Raw genomic sequence first — 25,994 nt, 5'->3', positions numbered from 1 at the left:
AATCGGCAATATTGCTTATGTGCTCGGGCCTAACAAATTTTGATGAAAGATTATTATTGGGTTGTGCTATCAATGAACCGGTGCCGGAATTCCGATCTTCCACTTTCCTTTTTCCAAAAATGCCGGAATTGTCTGCCTGTGTGCTTTGTTGATTAGGTTTGAGTGGGATATGTTAAATCTCCGGCTGTATTCCCGAAGGCTTACAATCTCCATTCCTTTTAGATATGCAAGCCGTTTATGGAAGCTGTTTGTAAGAGCCCTTCCGATTATTGCTTCCATTACTGAAGTCTTTCCGGATTTTTCAAACTCCTCAAATGCGTCATAGTAGAGGCTTCTGTCAGTGAATGTGATGGTTATTGGAACATATCCTTCGCGAATCAGGAGGTAATTGATAATTACTCTTCCGATACGTCCGTTTCCGTCAATGAATGGGTGGATGTATTCAAAGGTTAAGTGAAGTTTGGCTATTCTTCTGATGATATTTTCTTCAGATGCTGCGTAATAGTGTGCAAACATCTCTTCTATGGCAGTCATTATCTGGTCCGGGTCAAGTCCGATATGACCTCCGACACGCACCCATTCCCCGGTTTTACGGAATCTTCCCTTAATGTCATCACGGATGTCTGACAGAAGCATTTCATGAAGTTTCAGGACGATTTCGGGGTTTAACTCTTCATTTCCGGCATTTTGGTTGATATATCTGATAACTTCTGCAAGGTTTACTGCCTCGAAATGCTCCCGGACTGAAATGTATCTGCCGGGATCTATCTCAAGGAGTATTTTGTCAGTTTCTTCAAATGTGAGAGTGCTGTTCTCAATGGCATTGGAGTTGTAAACCTGTTCTGCAACTTCGGCTTCAGCTATGAGGTCGAGTAAAGATTCTTTATGTCTTGCTGATTTATAGAACCGCCTTCTTAGTTCCGGAATATTTTTGATTACAGCCGGTTTTTTTGCCATATCTGCTTTAAAAATGAATTGTTGCTATCTAAAATGTTCTCATATGTGTACTTCTTCGAGAATATGATTTTAATTAAGAATATTCAATATGAACTGAGTAATTAATCCTGCAATAATCCCACCTATTACTCCACCTACAAATATGGGAATTATGTTTGCTTTGATCCATTCAATTATAGTTATTTTATCGACAAGTTCATTGACATAGTGTAGTTTAGAAGGATCCTGACTTTCAATAATTTTAAATCCAATTTTTATGGTTTTCTCATATTCTTCAATGCACTTTAGCGGATCGATTCCTATTGAACTGATTTCCATATGTCTTGCATTCTGAGCAGTTTTGATGTATTCACTGTACATTACAAACAATTCAGATTCATTTATATTAAGGCTGAGTTTTCTCTTTTCGGGGCTTTCAATTATTGTTTTGACAATCTCGTCCAGCTCTACCCATAATAATTTTCTGCAGTCAAGTGTTATTCTGATTAAATGGTCGTGGGCCTTTTTTAGATTTTCATTCCTGGTAGATTCATCTGAATTTGTATGATAGACCATTAAATGAGTAAATACCCGCTCAAATTGTTCGATAATTGCTTCAGGTTTGTTGGCTATGTAGCCGACAAGATCACTGTATGCAGGTAAAAATTTATCATTGTATAATTCATTGAAATTATTCATAAAAAAAGAGATTATTCAGAATATCGGTTAATTGCTTTTTCAATCCTGTTTTCGAGGTTATAATCTTTTATTTTAAATATACATCCTCCTCTGCTGAGAACAGGGCTGCTTTTTTTAATTAATTTTAACTTTTTTCCTGTCTTTTTTTCAATAACAGAGTCTATTTCTGTAGTTAAATTAAAATTATCTATGTTTTGTTTATATTTTCTTTCAAAATAGAGAGTTTTACTCATTTTTAATTACCTGTTTATGTTTCAGTTTTTGTATTTTTTAATTATATTTTCAGTTAAATTTTAGTTTTTGAGTTCTCATTTATTGTAGTATATGATATTATATGATCTAACTGTTATATTAAATTTTAGAGTAACTTTTGTATAGCTGATTTTCATCCGCAAATTCCGGCACATACTGACGACAAAAGCCTCTCCGCCGACTCTTCCCGTGCCACAACTCTCTCCTCCAGTTCATCGCAGAGTTTCATAAGTGCATCTACCCTCCCGACAATCCGGTGTTATCGCAAAATTAAATAAAATTAATTATTTTTAAGGGCACTTTGAAATTCTTCAGTTATACAAAAGCACAAATCAGGCCATTCCAGAATATTCATCTGAAAAGGTAAATGATCCGGAAGAGTAATCTGTCCATCACTGATTTTTCATAGAGTGCCTACTCAGAAAACCGGTGAAGAGTCTAATCATCATAACAACTCATAGAATTCTTCTTTTGAAACTTCACAGTCTTTGATTATTTTTGCAATGAGACCAACAGAGATATCTTCTCCTTTATGGTAAGGTACAACAGTTGTTCTTCCATCCGGATGCCTGAAAAAATAATGACTTCCTTTTATTCTTATATTTATAAATCCAAGCCTCTCAATTGCCCTGCAGACTTTTTCCGGAGATTTTGGAGACAGCTTCATATCTAAAAATTCCCAATAAAATAATTGGGAAGATATTCTGAGATGATGGTTTATTTCATACTGTTATTTCGATTTGCTGAAGCCCAATAAATTCCAGTGGACTGATTGCATCATCCTCATCAATACAAAGTTCCACAGCTTCTCTGATTCGGTCAATGAGAGTGTTTAGATCTTTAGCCTGAGTATGGCATCCCTTTAGCTGCGGTACTTCCGCTATATATATGCCATCTTCATCCCTTTCTATAATTACAGTAAATCTAAGGGTTTTTTTCTGGTTGCCGGACATTCTAATCAGATGATAATTGAATTCAATGTGATATAAGCATTTGTGATGCAAAAAACCAAAATCAAATAAAGGGGGGGGTTATTCCATAAGATTTTGGTTACAAGAAGGGGCGGTTCGGGCATTCATTATGTGTCAAATAATTGCATCCGCCCTTTTGATTATTCTTTATTATTCGGCGGGTTGTGGGAGTCAGGTGAACAGGTTCTCCGGATATGAAATACTCAAATGGCAGTACTTCATCATCAGGATAAGATACTGGCAGGGGAAATGATCAAATATAAGTGGTGAAATTTTTATTTTCATTTCTGTTTTCATTTTTATTTTTATTTCTGTTTTTCAGCCGGAATTCCGATCTTCCACCTGCCTTTTTCGAGGAATGCCGGAATTGTCTGCCTGTTTGCCTTGTTGATTAGGTTTGAGTGGGATATGTTAAATCTCCGGCTGTATTCCCGAAGGCTTACAATCTCCATTCCTTCAAGATATGTGAGCCGTTTATGGTAGCTGTTTGTGAGTGCCTTTCCGATTATTGCTTCCATCACTGAAGTTTTTCCTGAACTTTCAAACTCTTCAAATGCGTCATAGTAGAGACTTCTGTCAGTGAATGTAATGGTTATTGGAACATATCCCTCGCGAATCAGGAGGTAATTGATTATTACTCTTCCGATACGCCCGTTTCCGTCAATGAAGGGATGGATGTATTCAAAGGTTAGGTGAAGTTTGGCTATTCTTCTGATGATATTTTCTTCAGATGTTGCGTAATAGTGTGCAAACATCTCTTCTATGGCAGTCATTATCTGGTCCGGGTCAAGTCCGATATGACCTCCGACACGCACCCATTCCCCGGTTTTACGGAATCTTCCCTTAATGTCATCACGGATGTCTGACAGAAGCATTTCATGAAGTTTCAGGACGATTTCCGGGGTGAGTTCTTCCTTTTTGGCGTTTTCATTGATATATCTGATAACTTCTGCAAGATTTACTGCCTCGAAATGCTCCCTGACCAAAATGTATCTGCCGGGATCTATCTCAAGGAGTATTTTGTCAGTTTCTTCAAATGTGAGAGTGCTGTTCTCAATGGCATTGGAGTTGTAAACCTGTTCTGTGACCTCGGCTTCGGCTATGAGGGCAAGCAGGGATTCTTTATGTCTTGCTGATTTATAGAACCGCCTTCTTAGTTCCGGAATATTTTTGATTACAGCCGGTTTTTTTGCCATGACAAAACTCCTTTTTTCATTTTATTATTTTGTTATTTGTTCTTCGCTTAGTTAAATGTAATTAATTTTTCACGCTTATAAATTTAATATCGTGAAAATTAGGGGATTTCTTCTGACTTTTCACGCTTATGGGTTTAATATCGTGAAGATTGGGTAATTTCTCCTGACTTTTCACGCTTATGAATTTGATGTCGTAAATAAATTCCCCTGATATTTTAGTATATGTCTCACACACCTAAGAATAATTTCATCAATCAATAAGTATTTGTGTCTTATGATCATCTTTAGAAACTGAAAAGATCCTGTTTCTGTTTAAGTAAATGTATTGCTGACTATTCCGGAGAATAACCAATTGATTGTTATGGATGAATATAAGATGTCTGAACCGACAGAGAAATTTGACACAGAAGAAGAATTTATAGTCCGGGAAGAGTATTTAAAAAAAATTGATGAGCTGAGAAAGGGTAAATTCAAACCTGTTTCGGACTTTAAAAAGCATTTTAAATTATAATTCTTCAAGAGTTTTCATCCGCAAATCCCGGCACATACTGACGACAAAAGCCTCTCTGCCGCCTCCTCCCGTGCCACAACCCTCTTCTCCAGTTCATCGCAGAGTTTCATAAGTGCATCCACCCTCTCGACTATTCTGTGCTGTTCTGCGAGTGGTGGGAGTGGGATTGCAAATGATTCTAATATCCTTTTACTCAAACCTTCTCTTGAAATGCCAACCTGCTTGGTCATGATCTCGTTTTGGAAGTATGGAGAAATTATTGTTAAGTGTAGATATTCTCGTGTATTCTCATTTAAAGATCTAATAATTGATACATGCTGGCTAACATTCCCCTCTTTGAAAGTATCCCTAATTAAACAACTTCTTCCAATAGAGGCACCTGTGATATTTAGGAGTATATCTCTTGGTTTAATAAAGGTCCCTGCCATGTTACTGTGAATTTCTTCTGGGATGTAAGCTACATTGTCCAGTTTGAGACCTTCGTTCCAGATATTCTGTGATCTGATAAATGGTATTCCTGAATTTTGGTACACGGATTTTCCTCCTCTTGGAGTGTTTCCTGAACCAATTTTAGAAACGATTTCATTTAGTCTCGTCCAGGTCCATCCTTCCGGCAACTCATACGGCACTTCTTCTTCGTCTATGGGGGGGAGGGGTTTTTGCTTCTTGATTTTGCCTGTTCGTATGAGGTTCTGCTTTTCTTCTTTGATTTTTTCGAGGAGGACGGATGCCGGTTCGTCTTCCGGGTTCTGCGGCACAAGGCGGCCCTGCACTGCAAGCTGCAGGACTGTCTTTCTGAGTTCCTTTACATCCTCAGCGGAGTTTATCAGATCGTCAAACCTGCCGGAGAGTATCTCCCATGCCTCCTGCTTCTCCTCTTCGCTTCCGGCATCTTCGAGGTTTTTAAGGACAGAGAGCAGAAGAAGCCTTCTGTTCTCTGATTCGCTCTCCTGCCGGGATTCAAGATCATCGCAGAGTTTCATGAGTGCATCTACTCGTTCAACTATGCGGTGCTGTTCTGCGAGTGGTGGGAGTGGGAATGTTAAGTTTTTAAGTTTATCTCTGTTAATTGCGCTTTGATTAACCCACTTATTACATAAATTCTTAAAAACATTGGCACTCCACAAATTATTAAGCCAGATAGTTATGAATGATGAATTTGGCGTATCTTCAATTACTCTTAATCTTGTGAAATGGTTGCTAAATACAATGGGTTGCTCAAAATAATCAAATCTTGCACTTTTCCCGACTAAATCTATGCTGTTTGTATTATTGAATAAAATATCTCCCTCTCTTAAAAGATAAAAACCAATTTTATTGTTATAATCTTTAGGAACCCTTATAATCTTATTCCAATTGAAACTACCTTTAGTATTTACATTATTCATCCTTAATTGAATAATACCCTCAGGATCTCTCTTACCACATGCAAAACCTGTTTGTGCTTCAGATAGAATCGTTTCTAACCTTGTCCAGATCCATCCTTCCGGCAACTCATATGGCACTTCGTTTTCTTCTATGGGGGGTAGGGGTTTTTGCTTCTTAATCTGGCCGGTCTTTATGAGGTTCTGCTTTTCTTCTTTGATTTTTTCGAGGAGGATGGATGCCGGTTCGTCACCGGGGTTTTGGGGGACAAGTTTACCCTGCACTGCAAGCTGAAGGATTAGTTCACGGAGTTTTTTTATGCCGCCGTTTGCTTTTGTTATTGTATCGAAGTTCTCTGTCAGGATGTCTGATGACATTGTTTTGCTATCCTCACTATCCCCGTTGTCTGTTTTATCCATTTGATCTGTCTTTGATTTCATATTCTGCATGGTTTTTCCGGCTGAGATGCTGTATTTTTTCTATTTTGAGTTGTTTGGTGGCCTGAATGTTCTTTGATCTGGTTTGGTTGGTTTGTTATGGTTATTGTCTGAGTCTAAGTTCAGGTTTTGTGGCATATTTTGTGTATAATTCCCTGCTGAAGATCCAGCCAATGTAACCTTTGGAATCGACTGCTATCATATTGGTTTTGAGTAGTTTCTGGATTATCCGGTTGTAATTACTGGATGTGATCTCTTCCGGAAATTTTTCCCGAGTATTTTCACGGAGTTCTTTTATGAGTTCTTCTTTTCTGAAATGCCCGCTCCATTCCCTTATGAATGATACAATGATTTCTTCTTCACCGGAATTTATCTCATTGTCATGTCCGGAAAAATCTTTGTCCGGCTGAAAATCGTTTTTGACTATATTTTCACCTGAACTATTCCCCGAACTATTACCCAAACCCTCATGATTCATATCTGGTAATAATATGTTATTTGTAGGGATATAATTAGTTTTTCAACCGGAAAAATGGATTGGGGTTTTGTTCGTTTATTTCTAACGGGCTTCAAATTATTCCGGCTTTATCCAAAGAAAATATTGAATACGGTCAATCTGTGGTTCTTTTCCTGAAATTTATTCCTACCGTGATTAAAAATATTTCAGCTTTATCCAAAGAAAATATTGAATACGGTTAATCTGTGGTTCTTTTCCTGAAATTTATTTCTACCGTGCTTAAAAATATTTCAGCTTTATCCAAAGAAAATATTGAATACGGTCAATCTGTGGTTCTTTTCCTGAAATTTATTTCTACCGTGCTTAAAAATATTTCAGCTTTATCCAAAGAAAATACTGAATACGGTTAATCTGTGGTTCTTTTCCGGAAATTTATTTCTAACGTGCTTAAAAATATTTCTGCTTTATCCAAAGAAAATATTGAATACAGTTAATCTGTGGTTTTTTCCGGGAAATTTATTTCTACCGTGCTTAAAAATATTTCAGTTTTATCCGAAGAAAATATTGAATACAGTTAATCTGTGGTTTTTTCCGGGAAATTTATTTCTACCGGGCTTAAAATAATTCCGGCTTTATCCAAAGAAAATACTGAATACGGTCAATCTGTGGTTCTTTTCCTGAAATTTATTTCTACCGTGCTTAAAAATATTTCTGCTTTATCCAAAGAAAACACTGAATGCGGATTGATAGTTTATTTTATATTTAGTATTTTACTTTGCGATTTGAAGAATTTGTGAGCCTCCATTGGCCTGTTTTGAAAGAACCATCTCTTTTAATGATTCCTTCTTTCCGCATTTCCTGAAGGAGATTTTTAATGAAAGACTTTTTTTGTTCATCGTCCATCGTATCTGATACTTTGTCCCATAACAGTCTGTCAATTTCACTTCTGGATGCATGATCAAAGTTTTCCAGATAGGAGATAATCAGAAATTTAAAATGTGCCTTGTCAAAAGAGAGGTTCCTGATATATTCTGCCTTTAAATCCATTTTTTCTGCAACATCAAAGGATATATAGAGGTTATTTGGCCGCCTCCCTTCGATTAGTTTTTTTGACTTCAGTGATTTAAATTCATCCCCGGAAATACTCTGCCCCTTCTGAACCTTATCAAGAGCAATAACATCAAACAGGGTTAAATCCTTCCTCTTAACAAGCATTTTTGTATATCTCTCATCAAGGATTTTTCCGGTAATTGTGACCTTAACGCTCCCTGAAACGCTCAGATCATAATCCGGCATAGGAAAAGACCTCTCACGCTGATGCATAAATATCTTCTTAATCCCCGTCCCTATTGTATCAATCATATTGAGACTGACCATAGCAGCGGCAAGGAAACGGTTTCTGTATAATTCCGGAGGTGAAGTACTCCTGATGACCTCTTCTATACTTCCGGGCAGAAAATCCCCCCTGTTTGTAAACAGAAGGGAATCGGGATTTTCAACAACGTTAATTCTTGCACATTTCCTGTAATCCTGATGGGCAATACAGTTGTTTAGGGTTTCACGGATGACATAAGGGTCATACTGGCTGACTTCAGTTGGAAAGAGAGAATCACCGGAGATGTGCCTGTATGTCAGATTCCTGATCTTTGCATACACCTTATCCACAGCAAGAATAAACGGCGGTCCAAAATGGGTGTAATCCCTCTCATACCCGGATTCATCCTTCAAAACCCATGTAATCTGTGCGACCGATGGAGAGATGAGGTGGTCTGACACATCTTTTCCAAGAAGAATGACAGCAGCATTTGTAATTTCCCCGTTAATACAGACCTTTGCCCGGTTCAGAAATTCCTCTTCGCTCCAGCTGTCAATTTCATCTGCAATGCCGGGATTTTTCTCCCGGAATTTTGCTCTGGCAAATCCAATTGCCTCTTCATCGAGGTCCTCAATGGATGCCTCTTTGCAGACCTCTGCTGACCAGTCAGATTCAGCATTCTGCTGCCTGATTCTCTCAATCTTGGTAAGTGTAAGAGGTTCTAAGGAATCATGAACCCGTCCATATGCCCTTCCTTTCCATGTTGTCGGAATTCCTCTTGTGGCAGGCGGAATTTCAAAGATGACAACTCTTTTTCCATCGAACTCCACTTCATATACTTCCCTGAACGTTATCCGGTGGTTGGTGTGATCTGCAACCTGTACCTTAAGCCTCTCAAGTCCCGGATGGGACTTTCTGTAATCTGAACCAACAACTTTACGGGGAGGCTTATCAGTTATTCCAAAGATAAGACAGCCTTTGGATTTTCTGTTCAGGTTGGCCTCATTGCTAAGTGCGGAAAATAGCCTGCCAAGTCTCTCAAAGTCAAAGTCCTTCTTTGCCTCCTTAAACTCGATCCATTCCGTCTCAGACGGAAGCCTGATAATCTTCCTTAACTTGTCATTCATCTTTTGGTCCATCAGAAAGTTCCTTCCTAACACCATTGCCTGTGGTCAGATTATATTACTTCTCAAGGGCGGATTTAAGCTCAGACAACAGTTCGGCCCTTATCTCATCGGCAGAAGACTTTGCCGACTGGTACTGTGCTAAAATCTCCTCCGGATTTCCGTTCTCAACCACCAAAACATTCGGGTTTTTGATGTCCAGATTGTAATTGCCCTTAATTATATCGGCAACCGGCACACGCCACGACTGTTCAGTCTCGTTCCGGTTATTCCACCACTTCTTCTCTGTATCAAACTCCTCAATCCTGATAGGTCTGGTCTTATTGTATGACTTGCAGCCTTCAGGGTACGGATGCTCATAAAACCAGACATCCTTTGTAGGCTCACCCTTCGTAAAGAAGAGCAGGTTTGTCTTAATTCCGGTATATGGATTGAAAACTCCGTTAGGAAGCCGGACAATTGTGTGAAGATTAAATTCAGAGATGAGCTTCTCCTTAATCCTTGTCTTAACACCCTCACCAAATAAAAATCCGTCCGGAAGAACAATTGCACACCTGCCCCCGTCCCTTAAAATGTGCATAATCATAACGAGGAAGAGATCAGCCGTCTCACGGGTCTGAAAAGCCTTTGGAAAATTACTCTCAATTCCGTCCTCTTCCATTCCGCCGAAAGGTGGATTTGTCACAACCACATCAACCTTATCTGCCGATGAGTAATCACGAAGCGGACGGGCGAGGGAGTTGCCGCGTTTGATGTTATCCGGAATATCAATCCCGTGCAGGATCATATTTGTGGTGCAGAGAAGATGGGGCAGCTGCTTCTTCTCCGTTCCAAAGATCTTCTCCTGCAACAACTCTTCATCACTGACAGATCTGACGTCCTTTCTCATAAGATCAATAACTGACGTTAAAAATCCGCCAGTACCGCATGCCGGATCATAGACCTTCTCACCAAGCTTTGGCCCTGCCTGATCCACCATAAACTGAGTAACGGCACGTGGAGTATAGTACTCACCCGAATTTCCGGCAGACTGCAAATCCTTCAGGATCTTCTCGTAGATGTCCCCGAAGAGATGCCTCTCCTTCTTTTTGTTAAAGTCAATTCCGGCTTCAATGACGTTTATTACCTGCCGGATGAGTGTCCCGTGCTTCATATAATTGAAGGAGTCCTCAAAGACACTCCGGATAACATACTCCATACTGCCGCCCGTCTCAGGAACTGTAAGATTTTTCAGCTCCAAAAAAAGCTTATTATTAATGAAATCAAGAAGTTCGTCCCCGGTAATTCCCTCAGGATCTGCCGCCCAGTTTTTCCACCGGAGTTCCTCCGGAATCGGGGATTTGTACTCCGGATTCATCAGTTCGTGCTCGGTTTCCCGGTCATCAAAGATCTTCAGGAAGAGCATCCATCCAAGCTGACTTATTCTCTGTGCATCGCCGTCAACACCGGCATCCTTTCGCATTATATCCTGTATTGATTTTATTGTCGTGGAGACTGACATAATATTAAACCTGAAAAAAATCTGTTTATATAGTTCTGTTCACAAGGCAAAAAACAGATCTCTTAACATTCCGCTCCGTAAAGGCATTTTTCAAGCCCGCGGATGGCAGAGATGTACTTCTCCCTGCCGCCAAAAATTCCGTTTATAATCTCAACCGGAGTTCCGATACTGCTGATCGGATCGACCTTTAAAATCTCAATGCTCTCAAGATCACAGAGTCCTTCATCTGAATATTTCTTTAAAATAGCGTCAAGAACTTCCCCTGCCTTTGCTCCGTATTTCTCAAAGTAAGACCTCTTTCTGACACTTTCAGCCCTCTCCTTCCTTGAAAGCGGTGGCCTGTCATATACCACATGGCAGATGAGATCAAAGGGGTCATACTCCTTTCCGACCTCTTCGCGGAGTGCATCAAACAATACCCCATGCTCTTCAAGTTCGTCAACAATTGCCGTCTTCTTCCCGGCCTCACTCCATCTGCTCAGAAATTCATCAAGTGAACTGTACTGCCCGGCAACAGTTTTTCTGGTGTAGTCCTTCAAAGATTCGGTAATCAGCCGTCCGTCCTGACCGTAATACTGCACACGCTCGGCGACAACCGAAACACCAACGTCATCCACAACATAACGGACCATACCTTCACCTTCTTCTCCCTGTTCTCTCCTGCCAGGCCCGCCTCCCTCATAGTCATCATCCTGAAGTGATGGGCCGTCCCAGTCCGGATCAGAGAAATGCTCAGTTGCTTTCCGAAAGTCCATGATGGTGAAGAAGTACTTCCCATACTCCTCATTGATCCTCGTTCCCCTGCCCACAATCTGCTTAAACTCCGTCATAGACTCAATTCGCTTGTCAATAACAATGAGTCTGCAGGTCTGGACATCAACCCCTGTTGTCAGCAGTTTTGACGTGGTTGCAATCACCGGATACCGGCAGTCGGGCATTATGAAATTGTCAAGCTCAAGTTTTCCCTCTTCAGAATCACCTGTGATTCTCATAACATATCTGTGATTGTCCCTGACAAATTCCGGCATCTTATTCACAATCGCCTGCCTCATCCTCTCGGCGTGATCGATATTCTCACAGAATACAATCGTCTTGCCGTAAGGATCATTCTCTCTTAAAAAATCGGTAATCTTTCCGGATACAAGTTCTGTCCTCTTCTCAAGGATCAGTTCCCGGTCAAAGTCCTTCTGGTTATATATCCGGTCCTCAATCAGGTTTCCGTACCTGTCAGTCCTGCCGTATTCCGGTCTCCAGCCTGCAAGGTCCTTATCGAGATCAATTCTTATAACCCGGAAAGGTGCAAGAAATCCGTCCTCAATTCCCTGCTTTAACGAATAGACAAAGACAGGTTTTCCAAAATAATCAATATTTGATACATATTTTGTCTCTTTCGGAGTGGCAGTAAGGCCAATCTGGGTTGCTGAACTGAAATATTCAAGTATCTCCCTCCATGCCGAATCCTCTGATGCAGATCCTCTGTGGCATTCATCTATAACAATCAGGTCAAAAAAATCCGGGGAAAACTGTTTAAATATCTTCTTTCTCTCTTCATCTCCGGTAACTGCCTGGTACAGAGATAAATAAACCTCATAACTCTTGTCCACCTTCCGGTTCTGAACCTTTGTCATTGCATTTTCAAACGGCCTGAAATCGTTTGTTTTAGCCTGATCCACAAGGATATTTCTGTCAGCCAGAAAGAGAATCCTCTTCTTTGCCTTTGATCTCCACAATCTCCAGATTATCTGAAAAGCAGTATAGGTCTTCCCTGTTCCGGTTGCCATTACAAGCAGTATGCGGTTTTGCCCTTTGGAGATGGCTTCTATTGTGTTGTTGATTGCCTTAACCTGATAATATCTCGGAGATTTGCCTGAACCGTCTGAGTAATAATCCTGGGTGAAAAGGTCAGATTTCCGGCTGTCAAACCCTTTCATCAGTCTGTACTTCTCCCATAATTCCTCAGGAGAAGGGAATTCATCCGGTTTTAATTCCCTCTCAATCACAGAAGCGTCCGGAGTTGAGTCATGCATTAAAAATCCGTCACCATTGGACGAAAATGAGAAAGGCACATCTATCATTGAAGCATATTCAAGCGCCTGCTGCATACCGGAACCTATGGTATGTTTATTGTCTTTGGCTTCCACTATCGCAAGCGGAATATTGGGTTTTTTATAGAGGACATAATCGGCAAACTTTCTCTTACCTCTCTTTGTTCTGCCACTGCTCACCAAAACCTGCCCTTTGGTGAGATTTACCTCTTCCCTGATCTGTGTCTTTAGTTCCCAGCCGGAATTAATAATGGCGGGAGTAATGAATTTAGTGCAGATCTCCCTCTCACTCATATCCTTCTTATTTATCTCTCCCAAAATCCTTATGCTCCCGGTTATCTGATGATGGGATTTTTATTATTATTTAATTTGCTATTTGTCTGCATCCGGAAATTGGCATAAAAAACCATTGTTTTCCCTGCAATCAATTAAATGTTATTTGGCAGATTTTCTCAGTCAAACGGATATTTTATCTGTTTTCTGCTGTAGACCTCTAATTAATTTTACAGAATAATTGGTTATTAACATGACTGAAAAAAAAGTATTTGTATTTAAAATCGCTTTTAAGGTCCGGAAAAGCTTCTGGAGGCGTATTGAAATAAGAGGGGATCAGACGCTTGGTGAATTTGACAGAGTGATACGCACAGCATTCGGGCTTGATATGGATCATCTGAGTCAGTTTTATCCCGGAAAAATCAGGGATTCCTGTGGGTATGGATATATTGAGCCTGGTGGATATGGTGAAGGAGCAGATCCGGAGATCAATGAACTTGGCCTTGATACAGGTGACACGATTGAATATGTCTATGATTTTGGAGCGAATGTCCAGCATACAATAACGCTTGAAGAGGTAAAGGATGCTGAAGAAGGTAAGGAATATCCTGAAATAACAGGGAAGAGCAAAAGGAGAAATCATTACTGTCAGTCCTGTAAAAAAGAGAACAAAAAAACGGTTGCAGTCTGGATATGTGTTGACTGCACAGATATGGAAGGGAAGATGGTTTACATCTGTGATAAATGCCGCGAGAAATATCACGGGGATCACTATGCCGAAGAGATTATTTATTGATCTCTTCTTCTTATGGTGCCGCTGATGGCAAAATAATAAATATTATGTGTGTTTATTATTTTATGGTGATGACCTCGTACTATAGTTATTCTATTGAGGCATCACCTTATTTTTATTATTATTCTTATTGTCAGTCTTCCCGCAGTTTTTTTTCAATAATATGAGCTATTCTGCTTATCATTATATCCTGAGCTATATCGGCTCTGAGGCATGTATGATCCCCGTCTGCCGGAAATTTACCGTAACCGGAGCAGAATATTTTCCGGAAGTATTGATATGATAATCTGAGTGTAAAAGAATAAAATAACACCATATAAATAAAGTCCGGGGCTGATAGTCAGACTTAAAGTTCAGTTCCTTTATCCGAAGACCCCCCGCATTAGGGGGTGCTGTCGGTGGACTCACTTACATGATGTTCCGGGGCGTATATTCTAAAAAGAAAGTTTAGTGGTTTAATATTTTGGAAGGTGGAAGAACTCTTATGAAATCCTTAGTGTTGTTAGTGACAAGTTTTACATCTGGATTTTTGGCACTCTGACAGATTACAATGGTTGCAACAAGTTCATCAAATTTTCCGATAGGTGTTCCGTTCTTTTCTAATTCTGATGATATTTCCCCATAGAGTGAATAGTATTTTTCCGAATGCTTAAGTACCGGTATAACACTTAAAACTTCTTTTATTCTTTCTATTGACTCATTGACATCTTCTGTTTTGTAGGCTCCTTTATATAATTCATAGACATTTACAAAGGTTGTATTGAAGTTTTTACCGCTTTTTATTACTTCTTCAAGGAAAGTCACAGCCTTCTTATGTTTGATGTTATTTTGACTTCTGATTAGATCTATTAAAAAAGTGCTGTCAAAAATAATCATTCAATCCTCTTCAACACTCTTTGTCATTATGTCGGCATCTTCATCAGAAAGACGGCCTTTAAATTTATTAATAGCTTCACGCAGTTCTTCAGGAGTTGCAACACTTGGAATGGTTCTTAAAACAACACTTGAAAAACTCTCATCGTCATTACTTTTCCATTTCTTCAGTCTGTCGTATGCTTCGTCTGAAAGGCTGACCGTTTTGGACATGATCATATATAGTTATATATGAATATATAATGGTTTTGATTAAAGTAATTATTCTGAATATTTTTTAAAAAAAGATTGATATGGGGATTAAACTGCTATATTTGCCTCAGGAATCCCTCAGTTGAAGTGATTGATTTCCCATTTCCATGAATCCATTTACTACCGGTTCCGGCATTTCAGAATTTACATATTTCATTGTTCTCTTCTTCTTATGGCAGCGTTGATGGCAGAGGAATAAATATTATGTGTGTTTATTATCTTATGTTGATGACCCCGTACTATAGTTATTCTATTGAGGCATCACCTTATTTCTATTGTCACAATTATTTTTGTCAGTCTTCCCGCAGTTGTTTTCAATAATCCGGGAAATTATACTTATCATTATGTCCGGGGATATCCCGGTTTTAAAACATCTCTGTCTTAGGCTCTGCCCATCTGCCGGAGATTTACCATAACCGGAGCAGAATATTTTTTAGAAGTATTGATATGAAATTCCGCAGGCAAAAGAATCAGAAAAGTAACAAAAAAACAATGAGGCCGGGGCCGAGATTTGAACCCGAGTCCAGGGAGCCACAATCCCTGAGGATATCCAACTACCCTACCCCGGCATGTTGCTTACAAACATTGTCCTCGCTGGTTAATTAATATTTTCATTTTGTCCCGGAATTGTCCGGCAGAATCTGATATTTCAGGCGGCATTCTGCTTCCGGAGGAGAGCGCCGGAGTAAAATGGCAAATTCAGTATCCTTTTCAGGTCAAAAAGATCAGCAACCCTGCACCTTTATTATAACTGATCTTTGGCAATGAAATTCCGGCAGAAATAAGAGTTGAAACTATCCGGAATTCTGTGGCAATATCATCTGAATTGCATAGTCTAATATCTTTTTGTGTACGTATATATAGATACAAAAGTTTGCACTCACAGAACATTTTAAAAAGTTTAAGCTTATAATGAGAAACAGTCTGCATATTGCCGGAATACTGGTGCAGAATTAAATCTGCATGCTTAAATGAGCATACACATTTAACAGCTATAACCGGCTCTATGTCTAAAAAAATGCCTGTGTGGTAAAACAGAGAAGAATTCAGAAAACCCAAATTTTTTGGAGGGGAACAATATGGCAAAAAAGAAGAAGAAATCAGGGAACTCAGAAGCACAGGGATCGATCAGAACACCGATTGTCTGCGTACTTGGGCATGTCGATCATGGCAAGACATCCCTGCTTGACAGGATAAGGGGATCTTCGGTAGTAAACAAGGAGGCCGGCGCAATCACCCAGCACATCGGTGCAACAATTGTTCCTCTCGATGCAATAGAGGAGATGAGCGGAACAAAAGGCAAAATGAGTTTCGATGTCCCTGGTCTGTTATTCATCGACACGCCGGGACACCACGCCTTCACAACACTCCGTTCAAGGGGCGGTGCACTCGCTGACATGGCAATTCTCGTTGCTGACATCAATGAAGGCTTTCAGCCCCAGACCATCGAAGCCCTTGAGATCCTCAAATCCTACAAAACACCCTTCGTTGTTGCGGCGACAAAGGTTGACAGGATCCACGGCTGGCGCATAAACGAGAACGCACCCTTTGCTGCCTGCTACAAAGCACAGAACGAGAGAGTCCAGACGATGCTTGAGACAAAGATCTATGAGCTTGTCGGAAATCTCTCGGAGAGAGGAATTAACTGCGAAAGGTACGACAGAATATCGGACTTCCAGAAGAATGTAGCAATAGTGCCGGTAAGCGGCATAACCGGGGAAGGTATCCCTGACCTTTTAATGGTCATGATAGGTCTTGCCCAGCGTTATATGACAGAAAACCTCGCACTCACCGTTGAAGGGCCTGGTTGCGGCACTGTCCTTGAAGTGAAGGAAGAGAAAGGACTTGGCATAACACTTGATGTAATCCTCTATGACGGTAAACTCAAAGTCGGAGACGAGATAGCAGTCGGAGGAGAAAATGAGGTCATCACAACAAAGGTGAGATCCCTGCTTCAGCCAAGGCCGATGCAGGAGATCCTGACCGAGGACAAATTCGAGCGTGTAAAGTCCGTCAATGCCGCAAGGGGAATTAAGGTCGCAGCGCCGGGACTTGACGGTGCAGTTGCCGGATCACCTTTCAGGGTTATCAGAGGAGACCGGGACGAAATTATCGAATCTGTCCGCCATGAGATGGAAGACATCGAGGTAAAACTCTCAGATGACGGCATATTCATCAAGGCAGATACCATCGGTGCACTTGAAGCACTTTCAAAAGAGCTTGAGAAGCATGAAATCCCGGTCTTCAGGGCAGAAGTCGGCCCTGTAAGCAGGCATGATATAATCGAGGTCGCAACAATCCGCGATCCATTACGATCTGTCCTCCTTGCATTCAATACACCCCTTCTTCCGGATGCGATAGACTCACTTGCAGAAAAAGGCAATGTCCAGCTCTTTGAGAGTGCGGTCATTTATCACCTGATAGACGACTACGTGGAATGGGAGGAGAAGACAAGGCGTGAGATGGAGAAGCAGAGTTTTGAAAAGATCATCATGCCTGCAAAGATCTCCCTTCTTCCGGACTGTGTTTTCCGGCAGAGCAACCCGGCAGTCGTGGGTGTGAGGGTGCTTGGCGGCAAGCTCACAACCGGAGTAAACCTCGTATTGAGGGATGGCAGGAGAATCGGAAAACTCAAACAGATGAAGTCGGGTCAGGACAATATCCAGGAGGCGCATGAGGGAAAAGAGGTTGCAATATCAATTGAAGGTGCAACTGTCGGCCGTCAGATTGATGTCGGCGACACTCTTTATGTCGAAATTCCGGAGCGCCACGTAAAAGTCCTTGAAACTGAGATGCTTTCACACTTAAACGCAAGTATGGCCGATGTTTTGGAAGAGTTTACAAACATAAAAAGAAAAGAAGATCCCTTCTGGGGTAAGTAGCATTTTTAATGTTACAATCCAAAATAATAGAGAACTAAATATTGGAGTATATTATCAATGGCAGATTTCAAAGTAGTCCTGTCCGACCCAAAGACCGGCATGTCCTATAAAGTTGAGGCCGCAGGTGCAATGGCAGGCGCATTAATGGGCAAGAAGCTCGGAGAGACAGTCAGTGCAGATGCACTTGGATTTGAGGGATATAAGATTGAACTTACAGGTGCAACCGACAGAACCGGAATTCCGGCAAGAAAGGATCTCCCTGGTGCAGGCAAGAGGAAACTTCTTCTCTCCGAGAGCACAGGATTCCGCCCTACCTATGACGGACAGCGTCAGAGAAAGACGATCCGTGCATCTGAGATAACAGCAGATTTCGTTCAGATCAACGCAAAAGTTGTAGAATACGGACAGAAAGAACTCGCAGCATACTTTGCCCCTGAAGAGGCAGAAGCTGCAGCAGAATAAATACGATATTTTTTTATTTTAAGGAGTTTATTTCAGGCAGATTTAGCCTGTTTTTTAAGCTCTGTAAGGTATTCCTCAAAGGGAACACCATATTTCCGTGCAATAATCACAGATGCGGCAGCTGCGCTTAGATGCCCGTCAAAACTGACCCTGATAATTTCATTCATCTCAGCCGTCACAACTGAAATTTCAGTTTTATTCTTCTCCGCAATCCTGCCTAAGATCTCCTCCACAGGATCGCGTCTCTTAAGGATCTCAGATCCGGGTTTAAAACCTATTGGTATCTCAACAGATGCTGCATCAAAGGCCGGGGATAATAGATCCTTCTCCTTTGTTAACAGGCCCTCTTCAAGGCCTATTGTAATCAGCTTCTCAGCCTGATCCTTATTCATCCATCTCCGGTCAAGGGTCAGGTAGTATATGATCTCATTTTTTTTCAGCCCACCCTTTCTCATGCTCTTAAAGGGTGAGGCGATGGTCTGCTTCAGCATGGGCTTAAATTTATTCACCCTTAATCATCTTCTTTATATCGAAGGCATCAGTGTCCCCTGAAGTCCCCTCCTTTACAATGAAGCACTGTGTTATCATGCCGTTTTCCCTGACCTTAAGCAGGTATGATGTCCCGGCCCGCGGGATTCTTCTGTCTCCTGTAAGGATAGTTTCAATGAGGTTTATCCTGAAATCCACCGTATCAGTTGATACCTCTGCAAGATCGGGCACTTCATCGACACTGATCATGTTTGTCTTTCTGTCCGCAACATCCACCTGTACAGCAAGCTTAACCAGATCCTCACCCCTCTTTGATGTGGTATGTGTATTGTTCAGGCTGATAACCTTTGAAATTGCGTCATAAAAGGACATTTCAATATCAAAGTCAAGGTCACATCTGAGTGGAAATCTGTGATATATTCTGCGCATTATAAGGAGTATTAAGATCTTTTTTTATATATACTTCATGAAGCGAAGTTTTTCTGGAAAAAAAGTTTCATACGACCTGCTAAAAAAGGTGATCTTTGATCTCATCTCATTCAGGTAATAATACCTCCCCATGCCTCATTTAAAAAATACGTATCAAATATGGCGTAGTTGTCCGGAAATTCAATGCCACTTCCGTCAGCCGTATGAAATATTGGGTCCTTCTTATCCTCTTCTTTCAGATAATACATAAATTCAAGGAAATCGTCCTTCTCCCAGTTCCCGAAGAAGTGATTTCCGTTTGGATATTCAAAGGAGAACATAATCTGTACTCTGCTTACCATATCCTCATCAAACGGCTCAAAGGTATAGGTGAGCGGAATCTCGCCCCTGATGAAATGGTGGTAGTCAGGCCCGGTAACCTCTGGTGCACCTGTCATCTTCATTTCAGTTGCTGATGTCCTCTCACTGACCTTCCAGCTTCCGGCACTCATCTCCGGAACATATTCTCCTGATCTCATAATCAGGTTCACCGTCTGCCCGTCAGGATATTGTGTATAATTGGTAAAATCTGTGCCCTCTCCGAATACACTAAATGGTGAATGTCCGCCATTGCAGGTTATCATGCCTGTGCCCGGGACATATGACTGGTCCTTCATGGCCCTGTGGAAGTAAACCGCTGCCTGGAGGGGATCTCTTGGTCCTGTTTCATCCTGCATCCAGTAATAAAACGACGGGTAATAGTATGCCTCAAGGTACGCAGTCTGTAGTTTTGGCGAACTGTCCCCGTCTCTGTAATCCGGAATTTCAGTGAGCCTTCGTATGCCCCACATTGTTGTGGACTTCTCATCTATTCCGAGTGCCATTCCGGTTCTGAACGCTGTGAGGTTGTTGTCATATTTATAATAGTCAACATAGTCTATGACCTGACGTTTTCCTGCGGCATTGTCCTGGTCAGGATCAATTGTGATACCCTTTACTGCTGAACTCTTCAGTCCGGGATTATTGGCTATGTTACTGAACCATTCAAGGGCATTTGGAAGAGTGTACCAGTGTGCCGGCAGGGGCGGGTAACCTTCCGGAAGACTCCCACTCTCTGCAAAGGAATCTGATTCGATCATCAGCTCGATTTCGGTCTGCGGAGCTTCGTGTGCTGTTGTATTCAGGAAACTCACGAAGGATTCGGTAGATCCGGGTACGGGGACATTATCCGGGTCGTAATATTCAAAACCGTGAAATGACGGGTCTGTTACGTATATAATGTAGCGGCTGACCTTATTCACTTTCAGGAAATCTATAATCTTAGCGTGATACTCCTCAAATGACATAGCATGGTCTTTGTTCACTGTTTCGAGATAGTCCATCACGGTGAAATTCCAGTAGTCCCATCCTGGTATCTCATCGTCTGACCACGGGGAATTATTCCGGTCATACCAGGCGGAGATGAGACCTCCATTCTTCATCTCGATCCAGTAGCCCTTAAACGGCTCTATATTCTCTTCTTCTCCGGAATCTGAGTCCCGTATATATTCCCAGCTATCCTGCCCGTAGGGTGGACTTACTACTCTTAAGAAGCCCTCTCCGTCTGGTGCTGAATAGAGATCCTCCACTGCGGTGCTGACCGGAATGTTACTCAGGCTGTAATCATTTCCGGGGATCTGGACTGCTCCAAAGAGGGAAAAACCTTCATAGATAAACGAGTCATACGGGTATGGCTGTGGATCTGATGCCACAACTGTTATCTCTGTATCTGATTCAGAACGTACTGCATAGGCGGTGTACGGGCTTAACCTGTCATTTTCCATGAGCTGAAACCAGTGACTGCCGTCCCAGCCGAGAACTGACTTTATGCTCTCTGTACTGTCTGTCTTAAATATCTCTGCTGCGGTATTCTCTTCAGTATTTACCGGCAGTGAAAAGAGACTCCATCCTGACGGAATTTCCACCGTATAGGTATTTCCGTCATGGTGATATGAAGCTGTTGTGATATCTGCTATTAGAAGGGTAAGAATTATCAGTATCAGGAGATTTTTTTTCATGATTTTTTTCTCCGGAATTCTCCGGCATATCTGCCGTGTTACTCAAACCATTATTTTAAAATTATTTAAAATGCCGTCTGGGTGCAGAAAATGCACATCTGAACTGTTTCAAAAGAGAGCCGGAGCTCATGTTTTTCAGCTTAACGTAAACAACCGGATTTTTCCGGTTAATGTAAAAAAAATTATTCGATGAGAACAGCGTTTACAACGCCGTCCTGACCGGGTCTTGAGACTACCTTAGCTTTGCCGAGATCTGTCTTTATTACTGCGCCTTTTGTTAAAAGGTTACGGCGGACATAGTTCGGGTTTGCTTTGTTCTCTTCCACATTCTTGATTTCAGCCTTCTGTGTTACGCCTGTCTTTGGATTTGAGACATTTGCAACATTTGCTCTGAGTGAACGGACCTTCTGGTTTCCGCCAAATGTCCTGATGATCTTGTGGCGGTCTTCACCGATTACGGTCTCTGCCGGTGCTCTTCCGATTTCTACTCTTCTCTTCTTGCGTGAGAGGTGGACACGTCCTCCTGTCGCTGACCTTACTGATTTACCTTGCCAGAGCATTTTATTACACCTTTAAGTTATAATTTGGTAGTCGGAAATGCCGGATTTTGGCCAACTCTTCCATTCACCTGAATTGCTATATATATTCATCCTGAAATTATTTAACCTAACCGCAAACGTTACCGGAGTATCTCATCCGCAAGTTCGCAGATTCCGTCTCCGGTTTTCATATTGGTCTTAAATATAGGCATTATGGGGTTATATTTGTGTATGTCATCTTCCATTCTCGATATGTCGCATTCCACGTATTCTGCAAGATCTGTCTTGTTTATAACTGCAATATTTCCGTTTCTAAACATCATAGGGTGCTTATTTACCACATCGTCGCCCTCGGTTGTGCTTATCACAACCACTCTCTTCTCTGCGCCCAGCTGAAAGTCGGTGGGGCAGACCATGTTGCCGACATTTTCGATGAACAGTATGTCAATATCCTCAAGCGGAAGTTTATCTATTGAATGCTCTACCAGATGTGCATCCAGGTGGCATTCCTTTCCGGTGTTTGCGTTTACAGCCGGGATTCCGGTATCGACAATTCTTCTGAAGTCGTCGTCTCCCCAGACATCTCCTGCTATTGCTCCGGCTCTTATGCCTCTCTTCTTCAGTTCCGGGACTATTTTTTCTATGAGGGCTGTCTTTCCTGATCCTATTGCGCCGAGAAGGTCGATGGCCCTTATATTGTTATCCTTCAGTCTGTGGAAGTTCTTATGTGCAAGTTTGTTGTTAGCGTCGAATACATCTTTTTCGATGCTTACGTCAATATGATGCATAAGATCTATTTTGACTGGGATCTGTTAATAAGGGCACCTGTCATATATTTATTATGAAAAAAGAGCTGGTCATTTATCCCTGTTATTTTGATCAGAAGCTGAAGCGCAGTGAGGGGAGGCGCGTGCCGAAAAATCTTGCAGTGCAGTTTCCTGATCTGAATTCTATTGTTTCTGCCTTAAAAAAAGCCGGTTTAAACCCGGTTGTCGAGGAGAAGAGCCATCCGGCATTCTGGCTGGATAAGAAGGGCCGTGTCCGTGTCAAATATTCCGGCCCTAAAGAAGAGCTTTTAAAGAAGATAGCTGCCGGAATCGGGGCAAAATAGAGATGTACGACCTTCACACGCATACTGTCTTTTCAGATGGTGAGCTTTTACCGTCTGAGCTTGTGAGAAGGGCTTCTGTGCTGGGCTACAGGGTTCTTGGGATTACTGATCATGTGGATGCCTCAAATATCTCTTCAGTTCTCTCGTCTGTGCTTGAGGTTGTCAGTTCGTCTTCCCTGTATGGTGTACATGTCATTGCCGGGGTTGAGATCACCCACGTCCCTCCTGATGAGATTGCAGCACTTGCCAAAAGAGCGAAGGATGAGGGCGCAGGGGTTGTTATTGTGCATGGTGAGACTGTTACAGAACCTGTCTGTCCGGGGACGAACATGGCTGCATGCAGTTCTTCTGATGTTGATATTCTGGCGCATCCCGGTTTTTTAACTGAAGAAGAGGGCTTTTTAGCGGCTGAAAATGGTGTTGCCGTTGAGATTACAGGCAGAGGCGGCCATAACCGGACAAACGGTCATGTTTTAAAAGTTGCAAAGCTCTGCGGGTGCAGAATTGTTGTGGATTCCGATGCACACGGGCCGGGGGATCTCATGGATTCATACGCGCGAAAGGCTGTTGCCATGGGTGCCGGCATGGATGAAATAAGTTCAAATAGTATATTGTCTATGGAAAATATCGACTGGATGATCAAAAGTTAATTATTATATAAATATTCACGAAACTTTTTTATAAGATCAAAATAAATATATATAGGTTGCGAATTATCGCCAGTTACCCGGATTTTAAGGAATGGTTTTTTTGAAGTTGGCAGGCAATGTACAATTTATTCAAAGTGAGCATCTTTTGGTAATAAACTGTGATGCAGCTCAGCTTCCACGTCTCTATTCAGATGTTGTTGACAGGAGGCAAAAACCTGTCGGAAAACTTGTAGAGATATACGGAAATATTAAGAAGCCTTATGCATCTGTCAGCTGCAGAAGCACAAAGAATCGTATAGCCGGTGAAAAACTCTACACTAAATAATATTTCGGTGATACAAATATGCAGGAACTTGAAAAACTTAAACAACTCCAGAGCCAGAGAGAGGCACTTAAGAACAGATCAACTACGGTTGAGAAGGTAAAGAATAAGCATGAGAGTTCCACAAAGACTGTCTGTCCTGAGTGCGGAAGCCGGCAGCTTGTGCAGGATTATGAACGTGCTGAACTTACCTGTCAGAACTGTGGTCTTGTTCTTGAAGAGGAGTTTATTGACCGGGGTCCTGAGTGGCGTGCCTTCGATCATGATCAGAGGATGAAGCGTTCACGTGTCGGTGCACCGATGACCTTTACTATCCACGATAAGGGTCTCTCCACAATGATTGACTGGAGAAACCGTGACTCCTACGGCCGTGCTATCTCTTCAAAGAACCGTGCACAGCTCTACCGTCTGCGTAAATGGCAGAGGAGGATTCGTGTATCAAATGCTACGGAGAGAAACCTTGCATTTGCACTGTCAGAACTTGACCGTATGGCATCTGCTCTTGGTCTTCCAAGGAATGTCCGTGAGACTGCGGCTGTTGTCTATCGTGATGCGGTTGACAAGAATCTCATTCGCGGAAGGAGTATTGAGGGTGTTGCAGCAGCTGCACTGTATGCAGCCTGCCGCCAGTGCAATGTCCCGCGAACACTTGATGAGATTGCTGAGGTATCCCGTGTCTCAAGAAAGGAGATAGGAAGGACATACAGGTTCATCTCAAGGGAACTCGGATTAAAACTTCTGCCTACATCACCTATTGATTATGTGCCGCGTTTCTGTTCAGGTCTGAATCTTAAGGGTGAGGTTCAGTCAAGGGCAGTTGAGATTCTCAGGCAGGCCGGTGAGAAGGAGCTTACCAGCGGAAGAGGGCCTACAGGTGTCGCTGCCGCTGCTATCTATATCTCTTCAATTCTTGGCGGAGAACGCAGAACCCAGCGTGAGGTTGCCGAGGTTGCCGGTGTGACTGAGGTTACTATCAGGAACAGATACAAAGAACTTGCAGAGAAGCTTGACATTGAGATTATTCTGTGAGTATTCACAGGATTATCTTAAATTTTCGGTTGATCTCCGATTAATCTTTGATTGATTTCTGATAGATCTCCGGAAGATCTCTCATTATCTGAGAATTTAATCTGATGTCGCCATATTTCTATATTGGAATATGGCCGGGAAATATTTTTTTGATGCCTTTTGCAGGTGTTATGATGGTGGGGGTTTATGGTCGGGGATTATTGCCCAAAATTATTGTCCGGTGTAATTCCGGCATGTTTTAATTAATGCAGATCGTACAATAATTGCCTGACAATTATCGGGTGATTGCTGGTCAGGGCCTGTAGATCAGGGGTAGATCGTTACGTTCGCATCGTAAAGGCCGCGGGTTCAAATCCCGCCAGGTCCATCTACATTATCTCTTTCAAATCTGTAAGCTTATAATATGTCCCACCATTCACTCCGGATAGATAAGATTTTAAGCGATATCAGTAATCTCTCCACAGAAGATCAGGAGTATGTTGTATCTGTTATCAGAAAGGGTCTGGATGATACAAAAGTGGGTCGGCAGATCCAAAGTGAGATACTGCAAAAAAGAGAAGAGCTGAAGAAAAGATCAGAAGAGGCTCTTGTTAAATTATGAATCCGGCAATGTGAGTTCTGGTTCTGGAAATGATCTTCTGAGGTAATAAGTGATTTTGAGAGTAATATTCCCGGGAATAGTGTTGGGCTGATATTCTTTCCAACAGATAACCCATATAGCAGGTATTGATGCCCAAAATTTCAATCAGATTGTCATATGGTTAGCCTCTGTTTTTCATCGGACTCTTAAATCATCACGTGCAGCATATTTCCTGTAAATTTCCGGGTTGTAAATCCAGATAACATACCCGTCTGCATCTGTTCCGATTTTATTGGATTCTTTAAGGGCATCAGTTAATTGTTCAAACTCCGGACTGCTAATCTTCTCCGGAAAGTTATTCCGGAGTTCTGCTATTGTGAATTCCCCGCTGTATTCTCTGATGAAATCTTCGATTAAATCTTCAATCATTATAACTCTGTTTTTACTCACGATCAATAAAATACC

28 protein-coding genes and 2 tRNA genes are annotated in these 25,994 nt (G+C 41.7%); 10 read left to right on the top strand and 20 right to left on the bottom strand.

Translation table 11 applies throughout. The features are described 5' to 3' along the window. Positions 1 to 69: 69 nt before the first annotated feature. The 6 genes from L6E24_RS04490 to L6E24_RS04465 all read right to left on the bottom strand — a co-directional run bounded on the left by L6E24_RS04490 (position 70) and on the right by L6E24_RS04465 (position 4,054). Positions 70 to 957 (bottom strand): Fic family protein, encoded by an 888-nt coding sequence (locus tag L6E24_RS04490; RefSeq protein WP_257743525.1) that lies wholly within the window; start codon positions 955 to 957, stop codon positions 70 to 72. A gap of 69 nt (positions 958 to 1,026) precedes the next feature. Beyond that, entirely contained in the window at positions 1,027 to 1,635 is a 609-nt protein-coding gene (locus L6E24_RS04485) for a hypothetical protein (RefSeq protein WP_257743524.1), read from the bottom strand. Positions 1,636 to 1,646: 11 nt separating this feature from the next. Continuing rightward, on the bottom strand, positions 1,647 to 1,868 hold the full coding sequence (locus L6E24_RS04480) for a hypothetical protein (RefSeq protein WP_257743523.1): 222 nt from the start codon (positions 1,866 to 1,868) through the stop codon (positions 1,647 to 1,649). 464 nt (positions 1,869 to 2,332) lie between these two features. Next, positions 2,333 to 2,554 carry a type II toxin-antitoxin system HicA family toxin gene (locus L6E24_RS04475; protein ID WP_257743522.1) on the bottom strand — a complete coding sequence of 74 codons (222 nt, stop codon included), beginning with the start codon at positions 2,552 to 2,554 and terminating at the stop codon, positions 2,333 to 2,335. Between the two features lie 55 nt (positions 2,555 to 2,609). Next, complete coding sequence (locus tag L6E24_RS04470) at positions 2,610 to 2,840, bottom strand: type II toxin-antitoxin system HicB family antitoxin (RefSeq protein ID WP_257743521.1); 231 nt, start codon at positions 2,838 to 2,840, stop codon at positions 2,610 to 2,612. Positions 2,841 to 3,163: 323 nt separating this feature from the next. Next, positions 3,164 to 4,054 carry a Fic family protein gene (locus L6E24_RS04465; protein WP_257743520.1) on the bottom strand — a complete coding sequence of 297 codons (891 nt, stop codon included), beginning with the start codon at positions 4,052 to 4,054 and terminating at the stop codon, positions 3,164 to 3,166. A gap of 352 nt (positions 4,055 to 4,406) precedes the next feature. Between L6E24_RS04465 and L6E24_RS04460 the strand changes: the two genes are divergently transcribed. Further along, positions 4,407 to 4,565 (top strand): hypothetical protein, encoded by a 159-nt coding sequence (locus L6E24_RS04460; protein ID WP_257743519.1) that lies wholly within the window; start codon positions 4,407 to 4,409, stop codon positions 4,563 to 4,565. A 14-nt stretch (positions 4,566 to 4,579) separates the two neighbouring features. On the opposite strand, the gene L6E24_RS04455 is transcribed toward L6E24_RS04460, so the two are convergent. From L6E24_RS04455 to hsdR, 5 genes are all read right to left on the bottom strand, one after another. Beyond that, positions 4,580 to 6,370, bottom strand: a complete 1,791-nt coding sequence (locus tag L6E24_RS04455) for a restriction endonuclease subunit S (protein ID WP_257743518.1) — start codon at positions 6,368 to 6,370, stop codon at positions 4,580 to 4,582. A gap of 100 nt (positions 6,371 to 6,470) precedes the next feature. Beyond that, positions 6,471 to 6,845, bottom strand: a complete 375-nt coding sequence (locus tag L6E24_RS04450; RefSeq protein WP_257743517.1) for a hypothetical protein — start codon at positions 6,843 to 6,845, stop codon at positions 6,471 to 6,473. A gap of 741 nt (positions 6,846 to 7,586) precedes the next feature. Continuing rightward, positions 7,587 to 9,266, bottom strand: coding sequence for an RNA-binding domain-containing protein (locus tag L6E24_RS04445; RefSeq protein WP_257743516.1), 1,680 nt, complete (start codon positions 9,264 to 9,266; stop codon positions 7,587 to 7,589). Between the two features lie 55 nt (positions 9,267 to 9,321). Next, positions 9,322 to 10,764 carry a type I restriction-modification system subunit M gene (locus L6E24_RS04440; RefSeq protein ID WP_257743515.1) on the bottom strand — a complete coding sequence of 481 codons (1,443 nt, stop codon included), beginning with the start codon at positions 10,762 to 10,764 and terminating at the stop codon, positions 9,322 to 9,324. Positions 10,765 to 10,826: 62 nt separating this feature from the next. Next, positions 10,827 to 13,103 (bottom strand): EcoAI/FtnUII family type I restriction enzme subunit R, encoded by a 2,277-nt coding sequence (gene hsdR, locus L6E24_RS04435; protein ID WP_373021257.1) that lies wholly within the window; start codon positions 13,101 to 13,103, stop codon positions 10,827 to 10,829. 232 nt (positions 13,104 to 13,335) lie between these two features. Here hsdR and L6E24_RS04430 point away from each other — a divergent pair, with 232 nt between their 5' ends. Then, positions 13,336 to 13,878 carry an IS1096 element passenger TnpR family protein gene (locus L6E24_RS04430; RefSeq protein WP_257743513.1) on the top strand — a complete coding sequence of 181 codons (543 nt, stop codon included), beginning with the start codon at positions 13,336 to 13,338 and terminating at the stop codon, positions 13,876 to 13,878. A 444-nt stretch (positions 13,879 to 14,322) separates the two neighbouring features. On the opposite strand, the gene L6E24_RS04425 is transcribed toward L6E24_RS04430, so the two are convergent. The 3 genes from L6E24_RS04425 to L6E24_RS04415 all read right to left on the bottom strand — a co-directional run bounded on the left by L6E24_RS04425 (position 14,323) and on the right by L6E24_RS04415 (position 15,569). Continuing rightward, positions 14,323 to 14,751 (bottom strand): type II toxin-antitoxin system VapC family toxin, encoded by a 429-nt coding sequence (locus L6E24_RS04425; protein ID WP_257743512.1) that lies wholly within the window; start codon positions 14,749 to 14,751, stop codon positions 14,323 to 14,325. Continuing rightward, positions 14,752 to 14,967 (bottom strand): antitoxin VapB family protein, encoded by a 216-nt coding sequence (locus tag L6E24_RS04420; RefSeq protein WP_308219144.1) that lies wholly within the window; start codon positions 14,965 to 14,967, stop codon positions 14,752 to 14,754. It lies immediately after the preceding gene. A 529-nt stretch (positions 14,968 to 15,496) separates the two neighbouring features. After that, a tRNA-His gene (locus L6E24_RS04415) sits at positions 15,497 to 15,569 on the bottom strand. A gap of 510 nt (positions 15,570 to 16,079) precedes the next feature. Between L6E24_RS04415 and infB the strand changes: the two genes are divergently transcribed. Further along, complete coding sequence (gene infB, locus L6E24_RS04410) at positions 16,080 to 17,882, top strand: translation initiation factor IF-2 (protein ID WP_257743511.1); 1,803 nt, start codon at positions 16,080 to 16,082, stop codon at positions 17,880 to 17,882. Positions 17,883 to 17,939: 57 nt separating this feature from the next. After that, positions 17,940 to 18,344: a 30S ribosomal protein S6e gene (locus tag L6E24_RS04405; protein ID WP_257743510.1), complete on the top strand. Its 405-nt coding sequence runs from the start codon at positions 17,940 to 17,942 to the stop codon at positions 18,342 to 18,344. A 32-nt stretch (positions 18,345 to 18,376) separates the two neighbouring features. Here the strand turns inward: L6E24_RS04405 and L6E24_RS04400 are convergent, their stop codons facing one another. From L6E24_RS04400 to hypB, 5 genes are all read right to left on the bottom strand, one after another. After that, on the bottom strand, positions 18,377 to 18,853 hold the full coding sequence (locus tag L6E24_RS04400) for a DUF2240 family protein (RefSeq protein ID WP_257743509.1): 477 nt from the start codon (positions 18,851 to 18,853) through the stop codon (positions 18,377 to 18,379). Next, positions 18,846 to 19,262 (bottom strand): hypothetical protein, encoded by a 417-nt coding sequence (locus L6E24_RS04395; protein WP_257743508.1) that lies wholly within the window; start codon positions 19,260 to 19,262, stop codon positions 18,846 to 18,848. The genes L6E24_RS04400 and L6E24_RS04395 overlap by 8 nt, the downstream gene beginning before the upstream one ends. Positions 19,263 to 19,372: 110 nt before the next feature. Then, positions 19,373 to 21,298: a hypothetical protein gene (locus L6E24_RS04390; RefSeq protein WP_257743507.1), complete on the bottom strand. Its 1,926-nt coding sequence runs from the start codon at positions 21,296 to 21,298 to the stop codon at positions 19,373 to 19,375. Between the two features lie 182 nt (positions 21,299 to 21,480). Then, a complete protein-coding gene (locus L6E24_RS04385; protein WP_257743506.1) occupies positions 21,481 to 21,858 on the bottom strand; it encodes a 30S ribosomal protein S8e in 378 nt (125 codons plus the stop codon). Positions 21,859 to 21,977: 119 nt separating this feature from the next. Continuing rightward, on the bottom strand, positions 21,978 to 22,625 hold the full coding sequence (gene hypB / locus L6E24_RS04380) for a hydrogenase nickel incorporation protein HypB (protein ID WP_257743505.1): 648 nt from the start codon (positions 22,623 to 22,625) through the stop codon (positions 21,978 to 21,980). Positions 22,626 to 22,678: 53 nt separating this feature from the next. Here hypB and L6E24_RS04375 point away from each other — a divergent pair, with 53 nt between their 5' ends. The 6 genes from L6E24_RS04375 (at position 22,679) to L6E24_RS04350 (ending at position 25,550) form a co-directional block, all read left to right on the top strand. Next, on the top strand, positions 22,679 to 22,948 hold the full coding sequence (locus tag L6E24_RS04375) for a signal recognition particle subunit SRP19/SEC65 family protein (RefSeq protein ID WP_257743504.1): 270 nt from the start codon (positions 22,679 to 22,681) through the stop codon (positions 22,946 to 22,948). 2 nt (positions 22,949 to 22,950) lie between these two features. Beyond that, positions 22,951 to 23,598 carry a histidinol phosphate phosphatase domain-containing protein gene (locus L6E24_RS04370; protein WP_257743503.1) on the top strand — a complete coding sequence of 216 codons (648 nt, stop codon included), beginning with the start codon at positions 22,951 to 22,953 and terminating at the stop codon, positions 23,596 to 23,598. A gap of 91 nt (positions 23,599 to 23,689) precedes the next feature. Next, positions 23,690 to 23,923: an H/ACA ribonucleoprotein complex subunit GAR1 gene (locus L6E24_RS04365; RefSeq protein WP_257743502.1), complete on the top strand. Its 234-nt coding sequence runs from the start codon at positions 23,690 to 23,692 to the stop codon at positions 23,921 to 23,923. An 18-nt stretch (positions 23,924 to 23,941) separates the two neighbouring features. Next, positions 23,942 to 24,949, top strand: a complete 1,008-nt coding sequence (locus L6E24_RS04360) for a transcription initiation factor IIB (protein WP_257743501.1) — start codon at positions 23,942 to 23,944, stop codon at positions 24,947 to 24,949. A 295-nt stretch (positions 24,950 to 25,244) separates the two neighbouring features. Beyond that, a tRNA-Ala gene (locus L6E24_RS04355) sits at positions 25,245 to 25,316 on the top strand. A gap of 36 nt (positions 25,317 to 25,352) precedes the next feature. Then, positions 25,353 to 25,550, top strand: a complete 198-nt coding sequence (locus tag L6E24_RS04350) for a hypothetical protein (protein WP_257743500.1) — start codon at positions 25,353 to 25,355, stop codon at positions 25,548 to 25,550. A gap of 174 nt (positions 25,551 to 25,724) precedes the next feature. On the opposite strand, the gene L6E24_RS04345 is transcribed toward L6E24_RS04350, so the two are convergent. Further along, positions 25,725 to 25,958, bottom strand: a complete 234-nt coding sequence (locus L6E24_RS04345) for a hypothetical protein (protein ID WP_257743499.1) — start codon at positions 25,956 to 25,958, stop codon at positions 25,725 to 25,727. Positions 25,959 to 25,994 lie beyond the last annotated feature (36 nt).

It is taken from the genome of Methanoplanus endosymbiosus (genome assembly GCF_024662215.1).
GTDB lineage: Archaea > Halobacteriota > Methanomicrobia > Methanomicrobiales > Methanomicrobiaceae > Methanoplanus > Methanoplanus endosymbiosus.
Note: the sequence above shows the minus strand (reverse complement) of the source record. Positions and strands in the feature narration are given on the sequence as shown.

What these genes read in the sequence shown, in the direction of transcription:
- L6E24_RS04475 (WP_257743522.1), bottom strand. Translation starts at nt 2,554, where the DNA reads ATGAAGCTGTCTCCAAAATCTCCGGAAAAAGTCTGCAGGGCAATTGAG.
- L6E24_RS04480 (WP_257743523.1), bottom strand. Translation starts at nt 1,868, where the DNA reads ATGAGTAAAACTCTCTATTTTGAAAGAAAATATAAACAAAACATAGAT.
- L6E24_RS04455 (WP_257743518.1), bottom strand. Translation starts at nt 6,370, where the DNA reads ATGAAATCAAAGACAGATCAAATGGATAAAACAGACAACGGGGATAGT.
- L6E24_RS04395 (WP_257743508.1), bottom strand. Translation starts at nt 19,262, where the DNA reads ATGCGCAGAATATATCACAGATTTCCACTCAGATGTGACCTTGACTTT.
- L6E24_RS04490 (WP_257743525.1), bottom strand. Translation starts at nt 957, where the DNA reads ATGGCAAAAAAACCGGCTGTAATCAAAAATATTCCGGAACTAAGAAGG.
- L6E24_RS04430 (WP_257743513.1), top strand. Translation starts at nt 13,336, where the DNA reads ATGACTGAAAAAAAAGTATTTGTATTTAAAATCGCTTTTAAGGTCCGG.
- L6E24_RS04350 (WP_257743500.1), top strand. Translation starts at nt 25,353, where the DNA reads ATGTCCCACCATTCACTCCGGATAGATAAGATTTTAAGCGATATCAGT.
- L6E24_RS04385 (WP_257743506.1), bottom strand. Translation starts at nt 21,858, where the DNA reads ATGCTCTGGCAAGGTAAATCAGTAAGGTCAGCGACAGGAGGACGTGTC.
- L6E24_RS04375 (WP_257743504.1), top strand. Translation starts at nt 22,679, where the DNA reads ATGAAAAAAGAGCTGGTCATTTATCCCTGTTATTTTGATCAGAAGCTG.
- L6E24_RS04445 (WP_257743516.1), bottom strand. Translation starts at nt 9,266, where the DNA reads ATGAATGACAAGTTAAGGAAGATTATCAGGCTTCCGTCTGAGACGGAA.
- L6E24_RS04370 (WP_257743503.1), top strand. Translation starts at nt 22,951, where the DNA reads ATGTACGACCTTCACACGCATACTGTCTTTTCAGATGGTGAGCTTTTA.
- L6E24_RS04405 (WP_257743510.1), top strand. Translation starts at nt 17,940, where the DNA reads ATGGCAGATTTCAAAGTAGTCCTGTCCGACCCAAAGACCGGCATGTCC.
- L6E24_RS04365 (WP_257743502.1), top strand. Translation starts at nt 23,690, where the DNA reads ATGGTTTTTTTGAAGTTGGCAGGCAATGTACAATTTATTCAAAGTGAG.
- L6E24_RS04465 (WP_257743520.1), bottom strand. Translation starts at nt 4,054, where the DNA reads ATGGCAAAAAAACCGGCTGTAATCAAAAATATTCCGGAACTAAGAAGG.
- hypB (WP_257743505.1), bottom strand. Translation starts at nt 22,625, where the DNA reads ATGCATCATATTGACGTAAGCATCGAAAAAGATGTATTCGACGCTAAC.
- L6E24_RS04485 (WP_257743524.1), bottom strand. Translation starts at nt 1,635, where the DNA reads ATGAATAATTTCAATGAATTATACAATGATAAATTTTTACCTGCATAC.
- L6E24_RS04470 (WP_257743521.1), bottom strand. Translation starts at nt 2,840, where the DNA reads ATGTCCGGCAACCAGAAAAAAACCCTTAGATTTACTGTAATTATAGAA.
- L6E24_RS04360 (WP_257743501.1), top strand. Translation starts at nt 23,942, where the DNA reads ATGCAGGAACTTGAAAAACTTAAACAACTCCAGAGCCAGAGAGAGGCA.
- infB (WP_257743511.1), top strand. Translation starts at nt 16,080, where the DNA reads ATGGCAAAAAAGAAGAAGAAATCAGGGAACTCAGAAGCACAGGGATCG.
- L6E24_RS04425 (WP_257743512.1), bottom strand. Translation starts at nt 14,751, where the DNA reads ATGATTATTTTTGACAGCACTTTTTTAATAGATCTAATCAGAAGTCAA.
- L6E24_RS04420 (WP_308219144.1), bottom strand. Translation starts at nt 14,967, where the DNA reads ATGATCATGTCCAAAACGGTCAGCCTTTCAGACGAAGCATACGACAGA.
- L6E24_RS04390 (WP_257743507.1), bottom strand. Translation starts at nt 21,298, where the DNA reads ATGAAAAAAAATCTCCTGATACTGATAATTCTTACCCTTCTAATAGCA.
- L6E24_RS04450 (WP_257743517.1), bottom strand. Translation starts at nt 6,845, where the DNA reads ATGAATCATGAGGGTTTGGGTAATAGTTCGGGGAATAGTTCAGGTGAA.
- L6E24_RS04345 (WP_257743499.1), bottom strand. Translation starts at nt 25,958, where the DNA reads ATGATTGAAGATTTAATCGAAGATTTCATCAGAGAATACAGCGGGGAA.
- hsdR (WP_373021257.1), bottom strand. Translation starts at nt 13,103, where the DNA reads ATGAGTGAGAGGGAGATCTGCACTAAATTCATTACTCCCGCCATTATT.
- L6E24_RS04440 (WP_257743515.1), bottom strand. Translation starts at nt 10,764, where the DNA reads ATGTCAGTCTCCACGACAATAAAATCAATACAGGATATAATGCGAAAG.